Origin of the sequence: Streptomyces sp. NPDC012935 (assembly GCF_042900345.1) — a bacterium.
In the GTDB taxonomy this organism is placed as follows: domain Bacteria; phylum Actinomycetota; class Actinomycetes; order Streptomycetales; family Streptomycetaceae; genus Streptomyces.
The window spans coordinates 466,596-483,770 of the sequence record NZ_JBIBBC010000005.1; the positions used below are offsets into that span (position 1 = coordinate 466,596).

Here is a 17,175-nt window from a genome sequence, read left to right on the forward strand (position 1 = left end):
TCCGCGACGCGCCGGGCCCCGGTGCGTGTGGCTCGTAACCCTACGGCCTGGCGGGTACCCACCGCCCGTCCGTCCCGGGCGGCGAGGCGGTCTGTGCGCGTGCGTCCTGTTACGTCATGCTCTGTGTCCATGATCGGCAACTGGAGCGTGGCGCATTTCGGGACTCGGTTCGGCAGGGCGGGCCGATCGGTCCGTGCCGCCTTGCGGTCCTCGGCGCCGGTGACGTACGGGCTGATCGTCCTGTGCTGCCTGATCTTCCTGATCGGCCCGGCGGCGGGACTCAATCCGGCGTACGGCTCCGGCGACGAGCTGCTCGCAGCTCAGCGGGCCTACTTCCACCGCTGGGGTGTCGTGCCCGCGGAGCTGTTCGAGGGGGCGCCCCGGGCCGCCCTCACCCCCGCGACGGCGCTGTTCGTGCACGGCAGCTGGGTGCACCTGCTCGGCAACATGCTCTTCCTCTACGTCTTCGGCGTGATGACCGAGGAACGGATGGGCCGCGTCCAGTTCACGCTCTTCTATCTGGGCTGCGGCTACCTGGCCCTGCTGGGCTACGCGGCCGCCAACGACGACTCGACCCAGTCCCTGGTCGGCGCGTCCGGGGCGATCTCTGCTGTCCTCGGCGCGTTCCTGTTCCTCTTCCCCGGGGCGCGGGTGACAAGCCTGCTGCCGTTCCTGCTCTTCCTGCCGCTGCGCTTCCCCGCCTGGGTCGTGCTGCCGTTCTGGGTGGCGCTGCAGTGGGTGGCGGCGGGCCGGGCGGAGCAGGGACCGGGGGTGGCGTATCTGGCGCACCTGGTCGGGTTCGGGCTGGGCTTCGGCTTCGCGTGGGCCCGATTCCGCCCTGCGACTGCTGTGTCTTCCCAGGGGCCAACCCCCGGACCCCCGGCAGAACAACCGGGCCAACTGGACCACGAGTAGGGTGAGAGCCCCAGCAATGGCCTCCGAGGGAGAGAACCAACCGTGATCACCGCGATCGTCCTCATCAAGACCAGCGTGGACCGGATTCCCGAGATCGCGGAGCGGATCGCTTCGCTGGAGAGCGTCACCGAGGTCTTCTCGGTCACCGGTACGTACGACCTGATCGCCATGGTGCGGGTGAAGGAGCACGAGGATCTCGCCGAGGTCATTCCGGGCCGGATCAGCAAGATCCCCGGGGTGGAGGGCACGGACACGCACGTGGCGTTCCGTACCTACTCGCAGCACGACATCGAGGCCGCGTTCGCCATCGGGCTGGACAGCTGAGGACGGCCGCGGCCCGAACATGAAGAGTTCTTCATCCTGGACTCATCCTCCGGGCCGGGCCTAGGCCGCAGGATCGGCCGCATGGTCTTCTCGCACCGGATCGCGGCGCTGGCCGCCGTCGTGGCGATCCCCCTCGGCATCGCCGCGACGAGCTTCGCCCTCACCGACAACCCGGAGTCCCCCACGGTCCCGGCCAAGGTCGAGCTGGACAGCGGCTCCCCCACCCCGACCCCGGCCCGGCCCTCGCCGGCGCCGAGCGACGAGATCGTCTCCCGGCCCCCGGTGACAGACGGCCCCACGGGCGACGACGATGACGACGCCCAGGAACGGGAGACCGGAGACGACGACCGGGGCGAGCCCGGGGACGACGGCTAGGGCCTGTCGTTCGGACAGGTCGGCTGCGAGGTACTGCGCCCTTCAGCCGACCCGAGCGGGGTCTGGTGCGCGCAGCTGCACGGCGGAGGAGGGCGGCGACGCGATGGGGGTCCCCCCTCGCGAGCAGCGCGCAGCCGGTTCGAGCATGGGGGAGTCGACAACCGACGACAACGCGGCAGACGCGCGTGCCAGACCCCGCGACGCCGGCATGATCCAAACGACAGGGCCCTGGCGGTGCCCTGTCGAGAACGTGAGGGAGGCGGCAGGTGACGACAGCGCGGCTGGGATCCTCACCTCCGGGGGCGCGTGGGCCGGCGAGCGGGTGCAAGACGGTCGTTGCACGGACGGGCCAGGCGCGGTCCCGGCCGGGTCGGGTCGTCGCTCCCGGCCCCGGTGCTCCGCGGTCGGCCCACCCCGCAGCCGCGGCGGACGATCTCCGACCCTGCCCCCCGTCGAGGGGGCCCCGCCGCGCGACCGCGGACCCAGCGGCGTCGAGACCCGCGACGCCGACCCGCCGCGCCCCTTCTTCCTCACGGCCAGGCGCCACTCCGTCGCCATGAGCCCGACGACACCCCCCGATCCCGTGCGCCGCCGGATCTCCGCGCGGGTCCGCATCCTGCTCTGGCTGCTGCTCGTCATGGCCGTCGGGCTGGTGTCCGTGGCGGCGACCACGCGGTCGATCCTGTTGCGGGACGTCGACCACCGGGTGAACGGGCTGCTCACGCAGGAGGCGGGCGAGTTCGCGAACTTCGAGGAGCGGGGCGTCGACCCGGAAACCGGGCGGCCGTTCACCGACCCGTCCCGGCTGCTGCGCGAGTTCCTGGTGCGCCAGTACGCCGATCCGGACGAGGAGCTGATCGGCCTGGTGGGCCGGGCGGGCCGGACCCCGGCGCAGTTCATCCAGCCGCGCGGCATCCTCGTCGCCGTGCCCCTGCACGAGGACGCCGACGCCCGCCGCCGCATCTTCGACTCGCCCGACGCCACCGGCACCGTGCACCGGGCGTCCGGCGAGATCCGCTGGGCCAAGGTCACGGTCGCCCGGGCCGGCGGCGAGGCGGAGGCGGCGTTCGTCGTCGCCTTCCACCCGGGGCGCGAACAGGCCGCCGTGAACGCGGAGTTCCGTATCCTGCTCGCCATCTCCGGGGTCGCCCTGCTCATGATGACCGGCATCGGCTGGGCCGTCTCCGGGCGGATCCTCAAGCCCGTGCGGCTGGTGCGCACCGCGGCGGCGCAGCTCACCGAGCAGGACCTGACCCGCCGTATCCCGGTGCACGGGCGCGACGACATCGCCGCGCTCGCGGAGACGTTCAACGCGATGCTCGACCGGCTGGAGCGCGCCTTCGCCGCCCAGCGCGAGTTCGTCGACGACGCGGGCCACGAGTTGCGCACGCCGATCACCATCGTGCGCGGTCATCTGGAGCTGATGGGCGACGACCCCGCCGAGCGCGAGGAGACGATACGCCTGGTCACCGACGAGCTGGACCGGATGAGCCGCATCGTCGAGGACCTGCTGCTGCTCGCCAAGGCCGAGCGCCCCGACTTCGTCACCCCCGAGCCCGTCCAGCTCGCCGAACTCACCGCCGACGTCTACGTCAAGGCCCGCACCCTCGGCGAACGGGACTGGCAGCTCGCCGAGGTGGCCGACGTCGAGGCCGAGCTGGACCCGCAGCGCATCACCCAGGCGATGGTCCAGCTCGCCCAGAACGCCGTGCAGCACACCGCGCCCGGGCAGACCGTCCGGATCGGCTCGCGCACGGACGGGCCCGGCGTCGAGCTGTACGTCGCCGACTCCGGCTGCGGTGTCCAGCCGCAGGACGGCGAGGTGATCTTCGAACGGTTCCGGCGCGGCACGTCCCGGCGCGGCGCCCGCGGCTCCGGAGCCGGGCTCGGACTGTCGATCGTCCGGGCGATCGCCGAGGCGCACGGCGGCCGGGTCCGGCTGCGCGACACCGACGGCGGCGGCGCCACCTTCGTACTGGCACTGGGAGAGGCACACACGTGAACCGCATTCTCATCGTCGAGGACGAGGAAAGGATCGCCTCCTTCGTCCAGAAGGGGCTGCGCTCCAACGGCTTCACCACGACCGTCGTCGGCGACGGCGACGCCGCCCACGAGTACGCGCTGACCGGCAGTTTCGATCTGGTGGTCCTGGACATCGGCCTGCCCGGCCGGGACGGCTTCACCGTGCTGCGCGAACTGCGCGAGGCCCGGGTGACGGTCCCGGTGATCGTGCTGACCGCGCGGGACTCCGTACGGGACACGGTGGCCGGTCTGGAGGGCGGCGCCGACGACTGGATGACCAAGCCGTTCCGCTTCGAGGAACTCCTCGCGCGGGTCCGGCTGCGGCTGCGTACTGCGGCCCGGGCTCCGGAGGTGACGGTGCTGCGGTCCGGCTCGCTGGCCCTCGACCTGCGCACCCGGCGGGCACGGGCCGGGGAGCGGACCGTGGACCTGACCGCCCGTGAGTTCGTGCTCCTGGAGCTGTTCCTGAGGCATCCGGGCCAGGTACTGTCCCGCGAGCAGATCCTGTCGCACGTGTGGGGCTACGACTTCGACCCCGGCTCCAACATCGTGGATGTGTACGTGCGGGCGCTGCGCAAGAAGGTCGGGGCCGAACGGTTCGAGACGGTGCGCGGCGTGGGGTACCGCCTGTCGGCCTGAAGTCCCCTTCGGCCCGCGTGAAGTCTCCTTCATGTACGGCTCATCGACGGCTCACGGCCCAGGTGAACCCTGGATGACGTGACCCTGAACCTCCGACTGGGCGTCGGCCTCTGCGTCGCGCTCTCCCTGTGCGCGCTGCTCGCCGTGCCCGGCAACTTCGCCGGCCTCGGCGCCGACGCCCGCCTCACCCTCGCCGTGTTCGCCCTGGCGACCTGCGCCTGGATCGCCACCCCGGTCGACGACACGTACATCGCGCTGGGCGCCGGACTCGCGCTCACGGTGACCGGGGTGATCAGCAGCGACACGCTCTTCGGCACCCTCGGCGACTCGACGGTGTGGCTGCTGATCTGCGCCTTCGTGCTGGCGGCCGCGGTGACCCGGACGGGGCTCGCGGGACGGGCGGCGGCGTTCCTGGTCGGCGGGGCGCGCACCGTACGGCAGCTCGTGCACCTGACCACGGCCGCCCTGGTCGTCACGGCGTTCGCGGTACCGGCCACGTCCGGCCGGGCCGCCCTCGCGCTGCCGGTGTTCCTGGCGCTCGCCAAGGCGCTGGCCGACCGGCGGCGGCTGGTCGTGATGCTGGCGCTGCTGTTCCCGACCGTGATCCTGCTGTCGGCGGTGGCGACGCTGATCGGCGCGGGCGCCCACCTCATCACCGTCTCGGTGCTTTGGCAGGCCACCGGTGAACGGATCGGCTTCACCGAGTGGCTGCTGCTCGGCCTGCCGCTGGCCGTGGCGTCGTCCCACCTGGCCGCCGAGGCCGTACTCCTGACGACGACTCGACGCGCGGACCGTAAGGGCGCCGTGCGCATCACCGCCGAGCAGATCCAGGAGCACAGCGACCATCCGGTCACCGGCCCCTGGTCGCAGGCCGAGAAGCGGTGCGCGCTGCTGCTGGGCACGGTCGTGGTGCTGTGGTGCAGCGAGCCGCTGCACCGGGTGCCGCCGGCGGTCGTCGCGCTGATCGGCGCGGTGGTGGCGGCCTCGCCGGCCCTCGGCACCGTGCACCTGAAGGACGCGCTGAAGACGGTCCCCTGGTCATTGCTGCTGTTCATGGCCGCGACGATGGCGATGGGCGTCGCGCTCGCCGACTCCGGGGCTGCGAGATGGCTGGTGGCCGAACTCCCCACGGACGTCAGCCCGCTGCTGTTCCTGGCCGTGGTGATCGCGATCAGCACGGCGGCCCACCTGGTCCTCCAGTCCCGCTCGGCCCGCTCCTCGGTCCTGGTCCCCCTGGTGGTCGCGGCGGCGGTGGGGGCCGGGGTGAATCCGGTCGCAGCGGCGCTCGCGTCCACCGCCGCGGCCGGGTTCTGTCACACGCTCCCGGCTTCCGCGAAACCGGTCGCGCTCTTCTCCGACCTCCCCGGGACGCCCACCTACACCCCGCGCGACCTGCTGCGCCTGTCCGCCGTCCTGGCGCCGCTGACCGCCGGGCTCGTCCTGCTGTTCGCCGTCGCGGTGTGGCCGCTGTTGGGCGTTCCGCTGTGAGTGCCGCGCCATGTCGACGGGAGGCTGCTGCGCCGTCGTGGCTGGTCGCGCCCACGCGGCGGAGCCGCATATGTCACAGCCCCGCGCCCCTGAGGGCATTTCCGCTCGGGGCGTTGCAGCCTCGACGACCTGTTGAGGAGATCTGATGCTGACCCGAGTCGTAGTGGCCCCCAGTGGCTTCAAGGAGTCCCTGTCCGCCCAGGCCGCCGCCGACGCCATCGCGGACGGCGTCCGACGGGCCCTGCCGGACGTCGTGATCGACCTGATCCCGCTGGTGGACGGCGGTGAGGGCACCGCCACCGCGCTGGCCGCCGCGACCGGCGGACGGCTCGTCGCCCTGCCTGCCACGGGCCCCGTCGGCGAACCGCTCGGCACGCACTTCGCTCTGCTCGGTTCCCGGGACACGGCGGTCGTCGAGATGGCCGCGGTGGCCGGGCTGTCCCTCGTCCCGCGCACCCTGCGCGACCCGGGCGCCACGACCACCTACGGCGTCGGCGAGCTGATCCGCGCCGCGCTCGACACCGGCGTACGGCGCATCCTGGTCGGCTGCGGCGACTCGGGTACCTCCGACGGGGGCGCCGGCGCGCTCCAGGCACTCGGCGCCCGGCTGCTGGACGCCGACGGCTTCGAACTCCCGCATGGAGGCGGTGAGTTGACACGGCTCGCCCGGATCGACCCGTCCGGCCTGGACCCGCGCCTGCGGGACGTCGAGCTACTGGTCGCCTGCAACCCGTACAACGTGCTGTGCGGCGAGCGCGGCGTGGCCCGCGTCTTCGGCCCGCAGAAGGGGGCGACACCCGCACAGGTCGAGCATCTGTCGGCCGGCCTGGAGAACTGGGCGGACGTCCTCACACGCGACCTGGGGGCGGGGGGCACCGACCTGCGTCACGGCCCCGGCACCGGCGCGTCCGGCGGCCTGGGCGCGGGCCTGGCCGCCCTCGGCGCCAGGCTGCTCCCCCGCTTCGACGTGCTCCTCGACCACCTCGACCTCGACGCCCGCCTCGCCCGCGCCGACCTGGTCGTCACCGCGGAGGGCGCCCTGGACCACCAGACGCCCCGCGGCAAGGTCCCGGCCGAGGTGGCCCGCCGGGCCAAGCTGTACGGCCGTCCGGTGCTCGCACTGGCGGGCACGCTCGGCGAGGGTGCGCACGACGTGCCGGGTGTGGACGCGTTCAGCGGCATCCTGCCGGCCCCGATGGCGCTGGCGGAGGCCCTGGTGCGGGCCTCCGAGCTCCTCACGGACGCCACCGAACGGGCCCTGCGGATGATCCTGCTGGGCGCCCGGCTACCGGCTCACGCGGAGGTGTCCGGCACGCAACGCCCGTCCTCCGTGCGGTAGTTCCACCGGGCGCCGTCCGTCACGAGCTCCCGCACGGCGTTCACGAACCTCTCGACGTGCTCGTCCGGCGTACCGGCCCCGAAGCTCACCCGGATCGCGTTCAGGGACTTCTCGCCGGGCGCCGCCTCCGGGGCCCCGCACTCGCCCTGCGTCTGCGGGTCGCTGCCCAGCAGGGTGCGGACCAGAGGGTGGGCGCAGAACAGCCCGTCCCGCACCCCGATGCCGTACTCGGCGGAGAGCGCGGCGGCGAAGTGGGAGCTGTTCCAGCCCTCGACGACGAAGGAGATGACGCCGACGCGCGGGGCGTCGTCACCGAAGAGGGAGAGGATCCGGACCTCGGGGACCTCCGCGAGGCCCGCGCGGACCTTCTCGATCAGGTACTGCTCACGGGCGACGAGTGTGTCGAAGCCGGCCTCGGTCAGCGCCTTGCAGGCGGAGGCGATGGAGTAGGCGCCGATGACGTTCGGGGAGCCGGCCTCGTGGCGGGCGGCGCTCTCGTGCCACTCCACGTCGACGCCCCCGTCCCCACGCCGCGACACCTTCCGCGAGGCACCGCCCCCCGCGAGGTACGGCTCCGCCTCGCGCAGCCAGTCGGAACGGCCGGCCAGGACGCCCGAGCCGAAGGGGGCGTACAGCTTGTGGCCGGAGAAGGCGACCCAGTCGACGTCCAGGTCGCGGACGCTCACCGGGTGGTGCGGGGCCAGCTGGGCGGCGTCGAGCACGATGCGGGCGCCGTGCGCGTGGGCGGCGGCCGCGAGCTCCCGCACGGGCCACAGCTCACCCGTGACGTTCGAGGCGCCGGTGACGCAGACCAGGGCCGGGCCGTACGGGTCGCGGTCGGCGAGGGCGCGCTCCAGGGTCTCGACGGCCTGGCGGGGGGTACGGGGCGCGTTGAGGTAGGTGACGCGGGCGTCGCGCCACGGCAGCAGGGAGGCGTGGTGCTCGGTCTCGAAGACGAAGACCTGGCAGTCGGCCGGCAGCGCGGCGGCGAGGAGGTTCAGCGAGTCGGTGGTGGACCGGGTGAAGATCAGCTGGTCGTCGGGGCGGCAGTCGAGGAACTCGGTGACCGTCCTGCGGGCGTTCTCGAACAGGTCGGTGGAGAGCTGGGAGAGGTAGCCGGCTCCGCGGTGGACGCTGCCGTAGTACGGCGCGTAGGCGGCGACGTCGTCCCAGACACGCTGGAGGGCTGGGGCGCTGGCGGCGTAGTCGAGCGCGGCGTAGGTGACCTCGCCGCCGGTGACGAGCGGGACGGTGACATCACGACCCAGAACGGGCAGAGAGGCACAAACGGACTGGTCGGCGGCAGCGGTGGAGACAGACATGGCGAACTCCCGTGAGGGGCATGCCGGCTGAGGGGCATGCGAGAAGAGAAAAGGGTTTGCGGAGGCGGGGCTCTGCGGCCCTATCGCATTCGCTTGCTCACGGAAGACTCCCTCGAACGACCAGGACCCCTGGTTTCGAGAGGGGCCCGCGCTTGCCGCAGACCTCGCTGCCTACGGCCTGGTCTTCACCCGGGGCACCCCGCCACGGACGGAGGGTTGCCGGACAGTCGGCCGGGGCCTCATGACTGTCACTCATGACCTGGTCCAATATCCTGCCACACGATCTTCAGCTCGCAAGGCGCAGTCCAGGATCCGGACTGCGCCCCGCGTCACATCGTGGGGAACTCAGGTGTTGCTGGCCGCCACCCAGAGGTCCAGCGTCCGCTTGGCCGCCCCCGAGTCGATCGACTGGGCCGCCCTCGCCATCCCGAGCTGGATCTGCTCGGTGAGCGGAGCGTCCGTCTGCTCCAACGCCACGAGCGCCGCCGCCGAGTTGAGCAGTACTGCGTCGCGCACCGGACCCGGCTCGCCGTCCAGGAGCCGCCGGGCGACCTCCGCGTTGTACGAGGCGTCCGCGCCCCGCAGCGCCTCCACGGGCACCAGCTCGAGGCCGACGTCACGGGGGTCGAAGGCCTCCTCGGTCACCTTGCCGTCGCGCACCACCCATACCCGCGAGGTGGCGGTCGTCGTCAGCTCGTCGAGGCCGTCGTCGCCCCGGAACACCAGCGCGGACGAGCCGCGCTCGGCCAGGACTCCGGCGATCAGCCCCGCCATCCGGGTGTCGAAGCAGCCGACGGCCGAGGCGGTGACCCGGGCGGGGTTGGTGAGCGGGCCGAGGAGGTTGAACGAGGTCGGAACCCCGAGGTCCCGTCGTACGCCACCGACGAACCGCATCGAGGGGTGGAACTTGGCCGCGAAGCAGAAGGTGATCCCGGCCTCGTCCACCACCCGGGCCACGCCCTCGGGTGAGAGGTCCAGGTTGATGCCGAGCTTCTCCAGCACGTCGGACGAGCCGCTCGCCGAGGACGACGCCCGGTTGCCGTGCTTGACGACCTTCGCGCCGGCGCCGGCGATCACGATGGCGGACATCGTCGAGATGTTCACCGTCTTGGCCCGGTCCCCGCCCGTGCCGACGATGTCGACGGCCGGTCCGGGGATGTCCAGCGGCTGCGCGTGGGCGTACATCGCCTCGACGAGACCGTTGATCTCCTCGACGGTCTCGCCCTTGGCTCTCAGGGCCACCATGAAGCCGGCGATCTGGGCGTCCGAGGCCTCGCCGCTCATGAAGCGGTCCATCGCCCATGCCGTGTCCGCGGCGCTCAGGTCCTGTCCGCCGAGCAGGGCGCTCAGTACCTCGGGCCAGGAACGGCCCGCCGCGGTGTCGCCTCCAGCGGGGGTCACAGCGCTCATAAGCCGCTCCTGGGTCAGTTGTGGTGTCCCGCACTGCGGGACATGAGTCTCAACGGGTCCACCCTATCCAGCCCGCAGGCACGAAGAAGGGCCGCGTCCGAACCCCGGACGGGCCCCGTACACGGCCGAGGGCCCCGTCCGGACAACCGGACGGGGCCCTCAACCGTGGCGTAGCTGGCGCAGCGTCAGTGGTGGCCGTGGCCGCTGGTGATCTCCTTGTACTCCTCGACGGTCGGCTTGGGGATCTGGCCGTCCTCGCCGAAGTACGACTTGCTGAGCTTGGCGCGCAGCTTCTCGGAGCCCTTCACCTTGCGCTCGACGCCGTTCTCGTCGACCGTCGGGCCGATCTCGAGCGGCTTGTACTGCTCGTGCGCGGTCAGGGTGTGCAGCGCGTCCTGGCTGAGCGGCTCGTGCACCTCGATGAACTCACCGTGCGGCAGGCGCTTGATGATGCCCGACTCGCGGCCGTGCAGCACCTTGTCCTTGTCCCGGCGCTGCAGGCCGAGGCAGATCCGCTTGGTGATGATGAACGCGAGGACCGGTCCGACGAAGAAGCCGATCCGGACGAACCAGGTGACCGCGTTGATCGACAGGTGGAAGTGGGTGGCCCACAGGTCGTTGCCACCGCCGACCAGGCCGATCATGTACACCGTGACCCAGGCGACACCGAAGGCGGTACGCGTCGGGGCGTTGCGCGGACGGTCCAGGATGTGGTGCTCGCGCTTGTCGCCGGTGACCCAGGACTCGATGAACGGGTAGAGCGCGATCGCCATCAGCACCAGGCCGAAGAGCACCAGCGGGATGAACACACCCAGGACGAGCGTGTGACCCCAGAAGTTGACCTCCCAGCCCGGCATGTACCGGACCAGACCCTCGGCGAAGCCCATGTACCAGTCGGGCTGGGCGCCGGTGGACACCATGTCCGGACGGTAGGGACCCATGGCCCAGATCGGGTTGATCTGCGCAACCGCCGAGATGACCGCGATGACACCGAAGACCAGGAAGAAGAAGCCTCCGGCCTTGGCCATGTAGACCGGCAGCAGCGGCATGCCGACGACGTTCTTGTTGCTCTTTCCGGGGCCCGCGAACTGCGTGTGCTTGTGGTAGAAGACCAGGATCAGATGGCCGACCACCAGGCCGAGCATGATGCCCGGCAGCAGCAGGATGTGGATCGAGTAGAACCGGGCCACGAAGTCGACGCCCGGGAACTCGCCGCCGAAGAGGAAGAACGAGATGTACGTGCCGACGATCGGCATGGACAGGATCGCGCCCTCGGTGAAGCGCACACCGGTGCCGGAGAGCAGGTCGTCGGGGAGCGAGTAGCCGGTGAAACCGGTGAACATGCCCAGGACGAACAGCAGGAAGCCGAACAGCCAGTTGATCTCACGCGGCTTGCGGTACGCGCCCGTGAAGAACACGCGCATCATGTGCACGAACATGCCGGCCAGGAAGATCAGCGCGGCCCAGTGGTGGATCTGCCGGATGAGCAGACCACCGCGCACGTCGAAGGAGATGTGCAGCGTCGAGCTGAACGCCTCCGACATGAGCTGTCCCTGCAGCGGGACGTAACTGCCGTGGTACTCCACCTCGTTCATCGACGGGTGGAAGAACAGCGTCAGATACACACCCGTGAGGATGATGATGATGAAGCTGTAGAGGCAGACCTCACCCAACATGAACGACCAGTGGTCGGGGAAGATCTTGCGCATGTTGGCCTTGGCGAGGGAGTAGATCCCCAGCCGGCCGTCGGCCCAGTCGGCGACGCGCTCGCCGGCCGGTGCCTTCCCGCGCGAGCGGGACTCGGTGGTCTCTGTCGTGCTCATCCGCGCTCCCAGAATGCAGGACCGACGGGCTCTTCGAAGTCGCCGAGCGCCTCGAGGTAGCCCTCGTCGTTCACGCCGATGCGCAGCTGCGGCAGGGCGTGCCCGGCCGGGCCGAAGATCACTCGGGCACCGTCGGCGAGGTCGAAGGTGGACTGGTGGCAGGGGCAGAGCACGTGGTGCGTCTGCTGCTCGTACAGGGAGATCGGGCAACCGACGTGGGTGCAGATCTTCGAGTACGCGACGATGCCCTCGTGCGACCACTCGAGCTCGCGCTTGTCCTTGATGTCGGCGGGCTGGATCCGCACGATCATCAGGGCGGCCTTGGCGATCTCGTTCTGGAAGTCGTGGTCGTGCTCCTCGAGGCCCTCCGGCTTGGCGAAGGTGAGGGAGCCGACCGCGACGTCCGAGGGACGCAGCGGCTCGTTGGTGTTCATGTTGACGAGCAGCTTGCCCTTGGACCACAGCGTGTGGCGCAGTTTGGTCCCGGGCAGCGGGCCGAGGTCACGCAGCAGCACGACGCCGGAGAGCGGGAACAGGGCCAGCGCTCCGAACATCGTGTTGCGGATCAGCTTGCGGCGACCCAGCGCGGACTCCTTGGCGCCCTGCTTGAAGTCGGCCATGACCTTGGCCTTGACCTCGGGCTCCGCAGCGATCGGGTGCCGTTCGTCGGCGACCTCGACGTCGGACATCAGGGTGCGGGCCCAGTGGACCGCGCCCGCGCCGATGCAGAACAGCGCCGCGCCGAGGGTCAGACCCAGCGCGAAGTTCAGCGCGTTGAGGTGACCGATCGGGAAGACGAAGATCGACTTGTCGTGCGGGATCGCGACGTACGAGGCGATGAAGCCGACGGTGGCCAGCATCGACACCGTGAACAGCATGGCCACCGTGCGCTCGGACCGCCGGGCGGCCCGCTCGTCGACGTCCTGGATCCGGTGCTCGTGGGGCGGCAGGCCGGGGTCGGCGAAGGGGTTCTTCTCGTCCGCTACCGCGACGTGGGCGTCCTGCTCAGCGGGCAGGTTCTCTTCTGGAATGTCTTGGCTACTCATGACTTCTTGGCCTTTGCGGTCCGAGCGGCGACCCAGACGGCGACCGCGATCAGTGCACCGAGCCCGAAGATCCAGGCGAAGAGGCCTTCACTGACCGGCCCGAGGCCGCCCAGCTCCAGACCACCCGGGTTGACCGTCTCGTCGCTGTTGACCGCGTGCAGGTACGCGATGATGTCCTTCTTGTTCTGCTCCGACAGCGTGGTGTCGGGGAACGACGGCATGTTCTGCGGGCCGGTCTGCATGGCCTCGTAGATGTGCTTCGGGTCGACGCCCTCGAGGCTCGGTGCGAACTTGCCCTTCGTCAGTGCGCCGCCCTTGCCGGTGAAATTGTGGCACTGGGCGCAGTTGTTGCGGAAGAGCTCGCCGCCCTTGCCGATGTCCGCGCCCTCGGAGCTGTACTGCTCCTCGGTCGGGACGTTCGGACCGGCGCCCAGCGAGGCGATGTACGCCGCGAGCTGGTCGATCTCGGCCTGCGAGTAGATGTTCTTCTTCGCCGGGACCTGGGCGGCCTGGGAGGTGGCGGCCGGCATACGGCCCGTCGAGACCTGGAAGTCGACGGCAGCGGCGCCGACGCCCACCAGGCTCGGACCGTCGGAGGTGCCCTGACCGCCGGTTCCGTGGCAGCTGGCGCAGCCGACGGCGTAGAGCTTCTTGCCCTCCTCGATGGTGAGGGACTGAGCGGTTTCCTCGGCCTGTGCCTTGCCCGCGGGCGCGAACACGGCGTACACCCCTCCCGTGCACGCCAGCGCGAGGAGTAGGACGACGACCGCCGCCAGCGGATGGCGTCGTCGTGCGGAGAGCTTTTTCACGGATTACCCCGGTGTCAGGATCTTCTGCGTCGATGCTTCTGTCAGGTGCGTTTGTGAAACGCGCGCGGGATCGGGCCCGGCTACTTGATCATGTAGATCGTGGCGAAAAGGCCGATCCAGACGACATCGACGAAGTGCCAGTAGTAGGACACGACGATCGCGGCGGTCGCCTGCTCGTGCGTGAACCTCTTGGCCGCGTAAGTGCGGCCGAGGACCAGCAGGAAGGCGATCAGACCGCCCGTCACGTGCAGGCCGTGGAAGCCGGTGGTCAGGTAGAAGACCGAGCCGTACGGGTCGGACGAGAGCGAGAGGCCCTCGTGCTTGACCAGCTCGGTGTACTCGTACACCTGACCGCCGATGAAGATCGCACCCATGATGAAGGTGACGATGAACCAGCCCCGGAGCTTCTTCACGTCACCGCGCTCGGCAGCGAAGACGCCGAGCTGGCAGGTGAGGGAGGAAAGCACCAGGATCGTGGTGTTCGTCGCCGAGAACGGGAAGTTCAGGGCGTCGGCCTTCTCATGCCAGAAGTCCGGACCGGTCACCGATCGCAGGGTGAAGTACATCGCGAAGAGGGCCGCGAAGAACATCAGCTCGGAACTCAACCAGATGATGGTTCCGACGCTGGTGAGGTTCGGTCGGTTGACCGACGGGTGCGCGTGACCCTTGTCTACTGTCGTTGCTGTCGCCACGACCGACATTATGTCGGTCGCTTATCCCGCCCTCACTCCGGGGGGTGCCGTTCGGAGTGTCTTCGCTGTCCGTACCGGTGTTGACGTGGTGTTCAAGGGAGTAGCATCCGGCCCAACGGGCCTGTCCTTACGACGCTGACGTCACGGAGGAACAATGCAGCCGACCGCCACGGTGCTGGTCTACAGCGACGACTCCAACACCCGCGAGCAGGTGAGGCTGGCCACCGGGCGCCGGCCCGCACCGGACGTGCCTGTGGTGCAGTTCGTGGAGTGCGCGACGCCGGAGGCGGTGGTGCGTGAGCTGGACAAGGGGGGCATCGACGTCTGTGTGCTGGACGGTGAGGCCGTGCCCATGGGGGGCATGGGGGTCTGCCGGCAGATCAAGGACGAGGTGTTCAACTGCCCGCCGGTGCTGCTGCTGATCGGCCGGCCGCAGGACGCCTGGCTCGCCACGTGGAGTCGGGCCGAGGCGGCTGTGACGTTGCCCGTGGAGCCGGTGGAGTTCGCGGGGGCCCTGGCTTCCCTGTTGCGCACGCAGAGGCTTGCGAGCGCGTAAGGGGCGCTGCCGGGCGCCACGGGGCCCGGGGTGCGGGTTTCGTGTGCGGCTGCTCCGCTGTGGCTTGTCGCGCCCTGGCGGCGGAGTCGCATATCGATACAGGCCCGCGCCCCTCGAGGTCGGCGCCGCCGCGCCTTCGGTCTAGATGCTCTGGGGCCTCAGCCTTGCCCGTTCCGAGGGGCTTGGACCCTCAGGGGTGCCGCCCACCAGCGCGCTGCCGTTGCGCCAGTTCTTCCACTCCAGGTTCCAGTCGCCGAAGCCGTTGCCGAACGGTTCCATGGTGTTGCCGTAGGAGTTGATGACCTTGACGATGTCGCCCTCGCGGACGTTGTCGAAGAACCACTCGGCGTTGGCGGTGCTCATTCCGGTGCAGCCGTGGCTGACGTTGGCGTAGCCCTGGGAGCCGACGGACCAGGGGGCGGCGTGCACGTATTCGCCGCTCCAGGTCACACGGGTGGCGTAGTAGACCGGTAGGTCGTAGGACTCCGCGGAGCCTTCGGCTATGCCGATGCTGGTGCCGCGCATGCGTACGAAGTACTCCTTGCCCAGTACGACCTTGACGCCGTTGCGGGTCTCGAAGCCGGGCTTGCCCGTCGTGACCGGTATGGACCTGACCTCCTCGCCGTTGCGGTAGAGCGTCAGCTGGTGGGTCGCGGCGTCCGTGACGGCTATGACCTGGTCGCCCGTGGTGAAACGCAGCGGCTTGGCCTTGCCGCCCCAGAGGCGGTCGCTGACCTTGATGCCCTCCAGGTTGCTGCGGGCCTGGATGGTGGCGTTCGCGGGCCAGAACTCCTTGGGGCGGTAGTGGAGTTTCTTGTCGTCCACCCAGTGCCAGTTGCCCTCGACGGAGGGCGCCGAGTCGACCTTGAGGGCCCGCTCGACTATCGCCCGCTGGTTCCGGTCCTTGACGGGCTGGCTCAGTTCGGCCGTGACGGGCTGGCCGACGCCGTAGGTGCCGGCCTTGGGGCCGAACGTCACCGTCAGGTGCTTCTTGGTGGTCGGCTTGCTGGTGTCGAAGGTGAGGACCTTGCGGCCGGGGGCGCCGTCCTCGTCCTCGGTGCTCACGCGGACCGAGTAACGGGCGTTGGCGGCGAGCGGAGAGGTGCTGTGCCAGCGGGTGCCGTCGGCGGAGAGTTCGCCCGCCACGTAGCGTCCTGCGGCGTCCCTGGCGGTGACGTCCGTGATGCGGCCGTCGGAGCCCTCCGCGGTGACTTCCAGGGGCTTGTCGGGGTCGGCCTTCTTGCCGTCTCCCGCGGGGCCGTTGAAGGCGATCTGGTCGGCGGCGTCGTACGGCTCGGCGGACAGCGGGTTGCCGTCGCTGCTGCAGCCGGCGGCACTCGCGCCGAGCGCGATCAGCAGGAGCGTGCAACCTATGACGGAGCCCTTGCTCGGTTTTCTGCTCATGGCCTCACGCTAGGAAGCAGCGTCGGCCGCGGCGCGCCGGATAAGGCGTATGGGTGATCGTGGCTACGGCAAACGAAGGAACCCGGACACTCCTGACGGAATGTCCGGGCCCCTGAGAGCTCAGCTCGTGTTACTGGGTGCGGTTCTCACCGCGGTAGTACTCGAAGACCCAGCCCCAGATGCCGACCAGGATCAGCGGCGCCGAGAAGTACATCAGCCACCAGCCGATCGCGATCGACAGGAAGGCGAGTGCGCCTCCGATCGCGAGGGAGAGCGGCTGCCAGCTGTGCGGGCTGAAGAACCCCACCTCGCCGGCGTCGTCCGCCACATCCGCTTCCTTGTTGTCCTGGGCACCCGCGTCGACCCGCCGGGCGGTGAAGCCCAGGTAGAAGCCGATCATGATGCACAGGCCGAAGGCCAGGAAGAGGGCCGTGGTACCGGCAGGCTCCTTCGACCAGACGCCGTAGACAACCGCCATGGCGAGCACGAAGATGCTCAGCCACATGAACATCCTGCCCTGGATCTTCACTTGCCGGCCTCCTTGCCACCAGCCAGAGCCTTCTCACCGTGAGGGGCGTTCTCGAGCTGGTCGAGAGCGGCGATCTCAGGGTGATGCAGGTCGAACGCCGGGGATTCGGAACGGATCCGCGGCAGAGTGAGGAAGTTGTGCCGCGGCGGCGGGCAGGACGTCGCCCACTCCAGCGAGCGGCCGTAGCCCCACGGGTCGTCGACTTCGACCTTCTTGCCGTACTTGGCGGTCTTCCACACGTTGTAGAAGAACGGCAGCAGCGAGGCGCCGAGCACGAACGAGCTGATCGTCGAGATCGTGTTCAGGGCGGTGAAGCCGTCGGCCGCGAGGTAGTCCGCGTAACGACGCGGCATGCCCTCGGCGCCCAGCCAGTGCTGGACCAGGAAGGTGCCGTGGAAGCCGACGAACAGCGTCCAGAAGGTCATCTTGCCCAGGCGCTCGTCGAGCATCTTGCCGGTCATCTTCGGCCACCAGAAGTGGAA

The 17,175-nt window shown here is 70.1% G+C and carries 17 protein-coding genes and 1 riboswitch; of the genes, 8 read left to right on the top strand and 9 right to left on the bottom strand.

Going from position 1 to position 17,175, the window contains the following annotated elements:
• The first annotated feature begins 129 nt into the window (after positions 1–129).
• The 7 genes from ACFY5C_RS16320 (at position 130) to ACFY5C_RS16350 (ending at position 7,102) form a co-directional block, all read left to right on the top strand.
• Complete coding sequence (locus ACFY5C_RS16320; RefSeq protein ID WP_389444794.1) at positions 130–915, top strand: rhomboid family intramembrane serine protease; 786 nt, start codon at positions 130–132, stop codon at positions 913–915.
• Between the two features lie 42 nt (positions 916–957).
• A complete protein-coding gene (locus ACFY5C_RS16325) occupies positions 958–1,239 on the top strand; it encodes an Lrp/AsnC ligand binding domain-containing protein (RefSeq protein ID WP_328428302.1) in 282 nt (93 codons plus the stop codon).
• Between the two features lie 81 nt (positions 1,240–1,320).
• The gene (locus ACFY5C_RS16330) at positions 1,321–1,614 is read left to right on the top strand and encodes a small secreted hydrophilic protein (protein ID WP_389444795.1); all 294 of its coding nucleotides are present in this window, start codon (positions 1,321–1,323) and stop codon (positions 1,612–1,614) included.
• A 556-nt stretch (positions 1,615–2,170) separates the two neighbouring features.
• A complete protein-coding gene (locus ACFY5C_RS16335; protein ID WP_389444796.1) occupies positions 2,171–3,616 on the top strand; it encodes an ATP-binding protein in 1,446 nt (481 codons plus the stop codon).
• Positions 3,613–4,275 carry a response regulator transcription factor gene (locus ACFY5C_RS16340; RefSeq protein ID WP_389444797.1) on the top strand — a complete coding sequence of 221 codons (663 nt, stop codon included), beginning with the start codon at positions 3,613–3,615 and terminating at the stop codon, positions 4,273–4,275. The genes ACFY5C_RS16335 and ACFY5C_RS16340 overlap by 4 nt, the downstream gene beginning before the upstream one ends.
• An 84-nt stretch (positions 4,276–4,359) precedes the next feature.
• Positions 4,360–5,763 (top strand): SLC13 family permease, encoded by a 1,404-nt coding sequence (locus tag ACFY5C_RS16345; protein ID WP_389444845.1) that lies wholly within the window; start codon positions 4,360–4,362, stop codon positions 5,761–5,763.
• A gap of 145 nt (positions 5,764–5,908) precedes the next feature.
• A complete protein-coding gene (locus ACFY5C_RS16350; RefSeq protein ID WP_389444799.1) occupies positions 5,909–7,102 on the top strand; it encodes a glycerate kinase in 1,194 nt (397 codons plus the stop codon).
• Here the strand turns inward: ACFY5C_RS16350 and ACFY5C_RS16355 are convergent.
• The 6 genes from ACFY5C_RS16355 to ACFY5C_RS16380 all read right to left on the bottom strand — a co-directional run bounded on the left by ACFY5C_RS16355 (position 7,057) and on the right by ACFY5C_RS16380 (position 14,213).
• Entirely contained in the window at positions 7,057–8,424 is a 1,368-nt protein-coding gene (locus ACFY5C_RS16355) for an aminotransferase class V-fold PLP-dependent enzyme (RefSeq protein ID WP_389444800.1), read from the bottom strand. The genes ACFY5C_RS16350 and ACFY5C_RS16355 overlap by 46 nt on opposite strands.
• Before the next feature lie 143 nt (positions 8,425–8,567).
• Positions 8,568–8,684, bottom strand: a riboswitch (SAM riboswitch).
• A gap of 85 nt (positions 8,685–8,769) precedes the next feature.
• A complete protein-coding gene (gene trpD, locus ACFY5C_RS16360) occupies positions 8,770–9,834 on the bottom strand; it encodes an anthranilate phosphoribosyltransferase (RefSeq protein WP_389444802.1) in 1,065 nt (354 codons plus the stop codon).
• Between the two features lie 185 nt (positions 9,835–10,019).
• The gene (locus ACFY5C_RS16365) at positions 10,020–11,657 is read right to left on the bottom strand and encodes a cytochrome bc complex cytochrome b subunit (protein ID WP_369270523.1); all 1,638 of its coding nucleotides are present in this window, start codon (positions 11,655–11,657) and stop codon (positions 10,020–10,022) included.
• On the bottom strand, positions 11,654–12,703 hold the full coding sequence (locus tag ACFY5C_RS16370) for a Rieske 2Fe-2S domain-containing protein (RefSeq protein ID WP_389444804.1): 1,050 nt from the start codon (positions 12,701–12,703) through the stop codon (positions 11,654–11,656). The genes ACFY5C_RS16365 and ACFY5C_RS16370 overlap by 4 nt, the downstream gene beginning before the upstream one ends.
• Entirely contained in the window at positions 12,700–13,512 is an 813-nt protein-coding gene (locus ACFY5C_RS16375) for a c-type cytochrome (RefSeq protein ID WP_389444805.1), read from the bottom strand. Before ACFY5C_RS16375 ends, ACFY5C_RS16370 begins: the two co-directional genes overlap by 4 nt.
• 80 nt (positions 13,513–13,592) lie before the next feature.
• On the bottom strand, positions 13,593–14,213 hold the full coding sequence (locus ACFY5C_RS16380; RefSeq protein WP_019756799.1) for a heme-copper oxidase subunit III: 621 nt from the start codon (positions 14,211–14,213) through the stop codon (positions 13,593–13,595).
• Between the two features lie 145 nt (positions 14,214–14,358).
• On the opposite strand from ACFY5C_RS16380, the gene ACFY5C_RS16385 reads away from it, so the two are divergent.
• Positions 14,359–14,760 carry a hypothetical protein gene (locus ACFY5C_RS16385; protein ID WP_389444806.1) on the top strand — a complete coding sequence of 134 codons (402 nt, stop codon included), beginning with the start codon at positions 14,359–14,361 and terminating at the stop codon, positions 14,758–14,760.
• Positions 14,761–14,901: 141 nt separating this feature from the next.
• On the opposite strand, the gene ACFY5C_RS16390 is transcribed toward ACFY5C_RS16385, so the two are convergent.
• The 3 genes from ACFY5C_RS16390 to ACFY5C_RS16400 all read right to left on the bottom strand — a co-directional run.
• Complete coding sequence (locus tag ACFY5C_RS16390; protein ID WP_389444807.1) at positions 14,902–16,164, bottom strand: Ig-like domain-containing protein; 1,263 nt, start codon at positions 16,162–16,164, stop codon at positions 14,902–14,904.
• Between the two features lie 130 nt (positions 16,165–16,294).
• Complete coding sequence (locus tag ACFY5C_RS16395) at positions 16,295–16,693, bottom strand: cytochrome c oxidase subunit 4 (protein WP_383245755.1); 399 nt, start codon at positions 16,691–16,693, stop codon at positions 16,295–16,297.
• Positions 16,690–17,175: cbb3-type cytochrome c oxidase subunit I (locus tag ACFY5C_RS16400; RefSeq protein WP_389444810.1), on the bottom strand; the 486-nt coding region annotated here is incomplete at its 5' end. The genes ACFY5C_RS16395 and ACFY5C_RS16400, both read right to left, overlap by 4 nt.

Excerpts from the sequence above, each read along its gene's own strand:
- ACFY5C_RS16320 (WP_389444794.1), top strand. The coding sequence starts at position 130 with ATGATCGGCAACTGGAGCGTGGCGCATTTCGGGACTCGGTTCGGCAGG.
- ACFY5C_RS16330 (WP_389444795.1), top strand. The coding sequence starts at position 1,321 with ATGGTCTTCTCGCACCGGATCGCGGCGCTGGCCGCCGTCGTGGCGATC.
- ACFY5C_RS16335 (WP_389444796.1), top strand. The coding sequence starts at position 2,171 with ATGAGCCCGACGACACCCCCCGATCCCGTGCGCCGCCGGATCTCCGCG.
- ACFY5C_RS16350 (WP_389444799.1), top strand. The coding sequence starts at position 5,909 with ATGCTGACCCGAGTCGTAGTGGCCCCCAGTGGCTTCAAGGAGTCCCTG.
- ACFY5C_RS16355 (WP_389444800.1), bottom strand. The coding sequence starts at position 8,424 with ATGTCTGTCTCCACCGCTGCCGCCGACCAGTCCGTTTGTGCCTCTCTG.
- trpD (WP_389444802.1), bottom strand. The coding sequence starts at position 9,834 with ATGAGCGCTGTGACCCCCGCTGGAGGCGACACCGCGGCGGGCCGTTCC.
- ACFY5C_RS16365 (WP_369270523.1), bottom strand. The coding sequence starts at position 11,657 with ATGAGCACGACAGAGACCACCGAGTCCCGCTCGCGCGGGAAGGCACCG.
- ACFY5C_RS16370 (WP_389444804.1), bottom strand. The coding sequence starts at position 12,703 with ATGAGTAGCCAAGACATTCCAGAAGAGAACCTGCCCGCTGAGCAGGAC.
- ACFY5C_RS16380 (WP_019756799.1), bottom strand. The coding sequence starts at position 14,213 with ATGTCGGTCGTGGCGACAGCAACGACAGTAGACAAGGGTCACGCGCAC.
- ACFY5C_RS16385 (WP_389444806.1), top strand. The coding sequence starts at position 14,359 with ATGCAGCCGACCGCCACGGTGCTGGTCTACAGCGACGACTCCAACACC.
- ACFY5C_RS16390 (WP_389444807.1), bottom strand. The coding sequence starts at position 16,164 with ATGAGCAGAAAACCGAGCAAGGGCTCCGTCATAGGTTGCACGCTCCTG.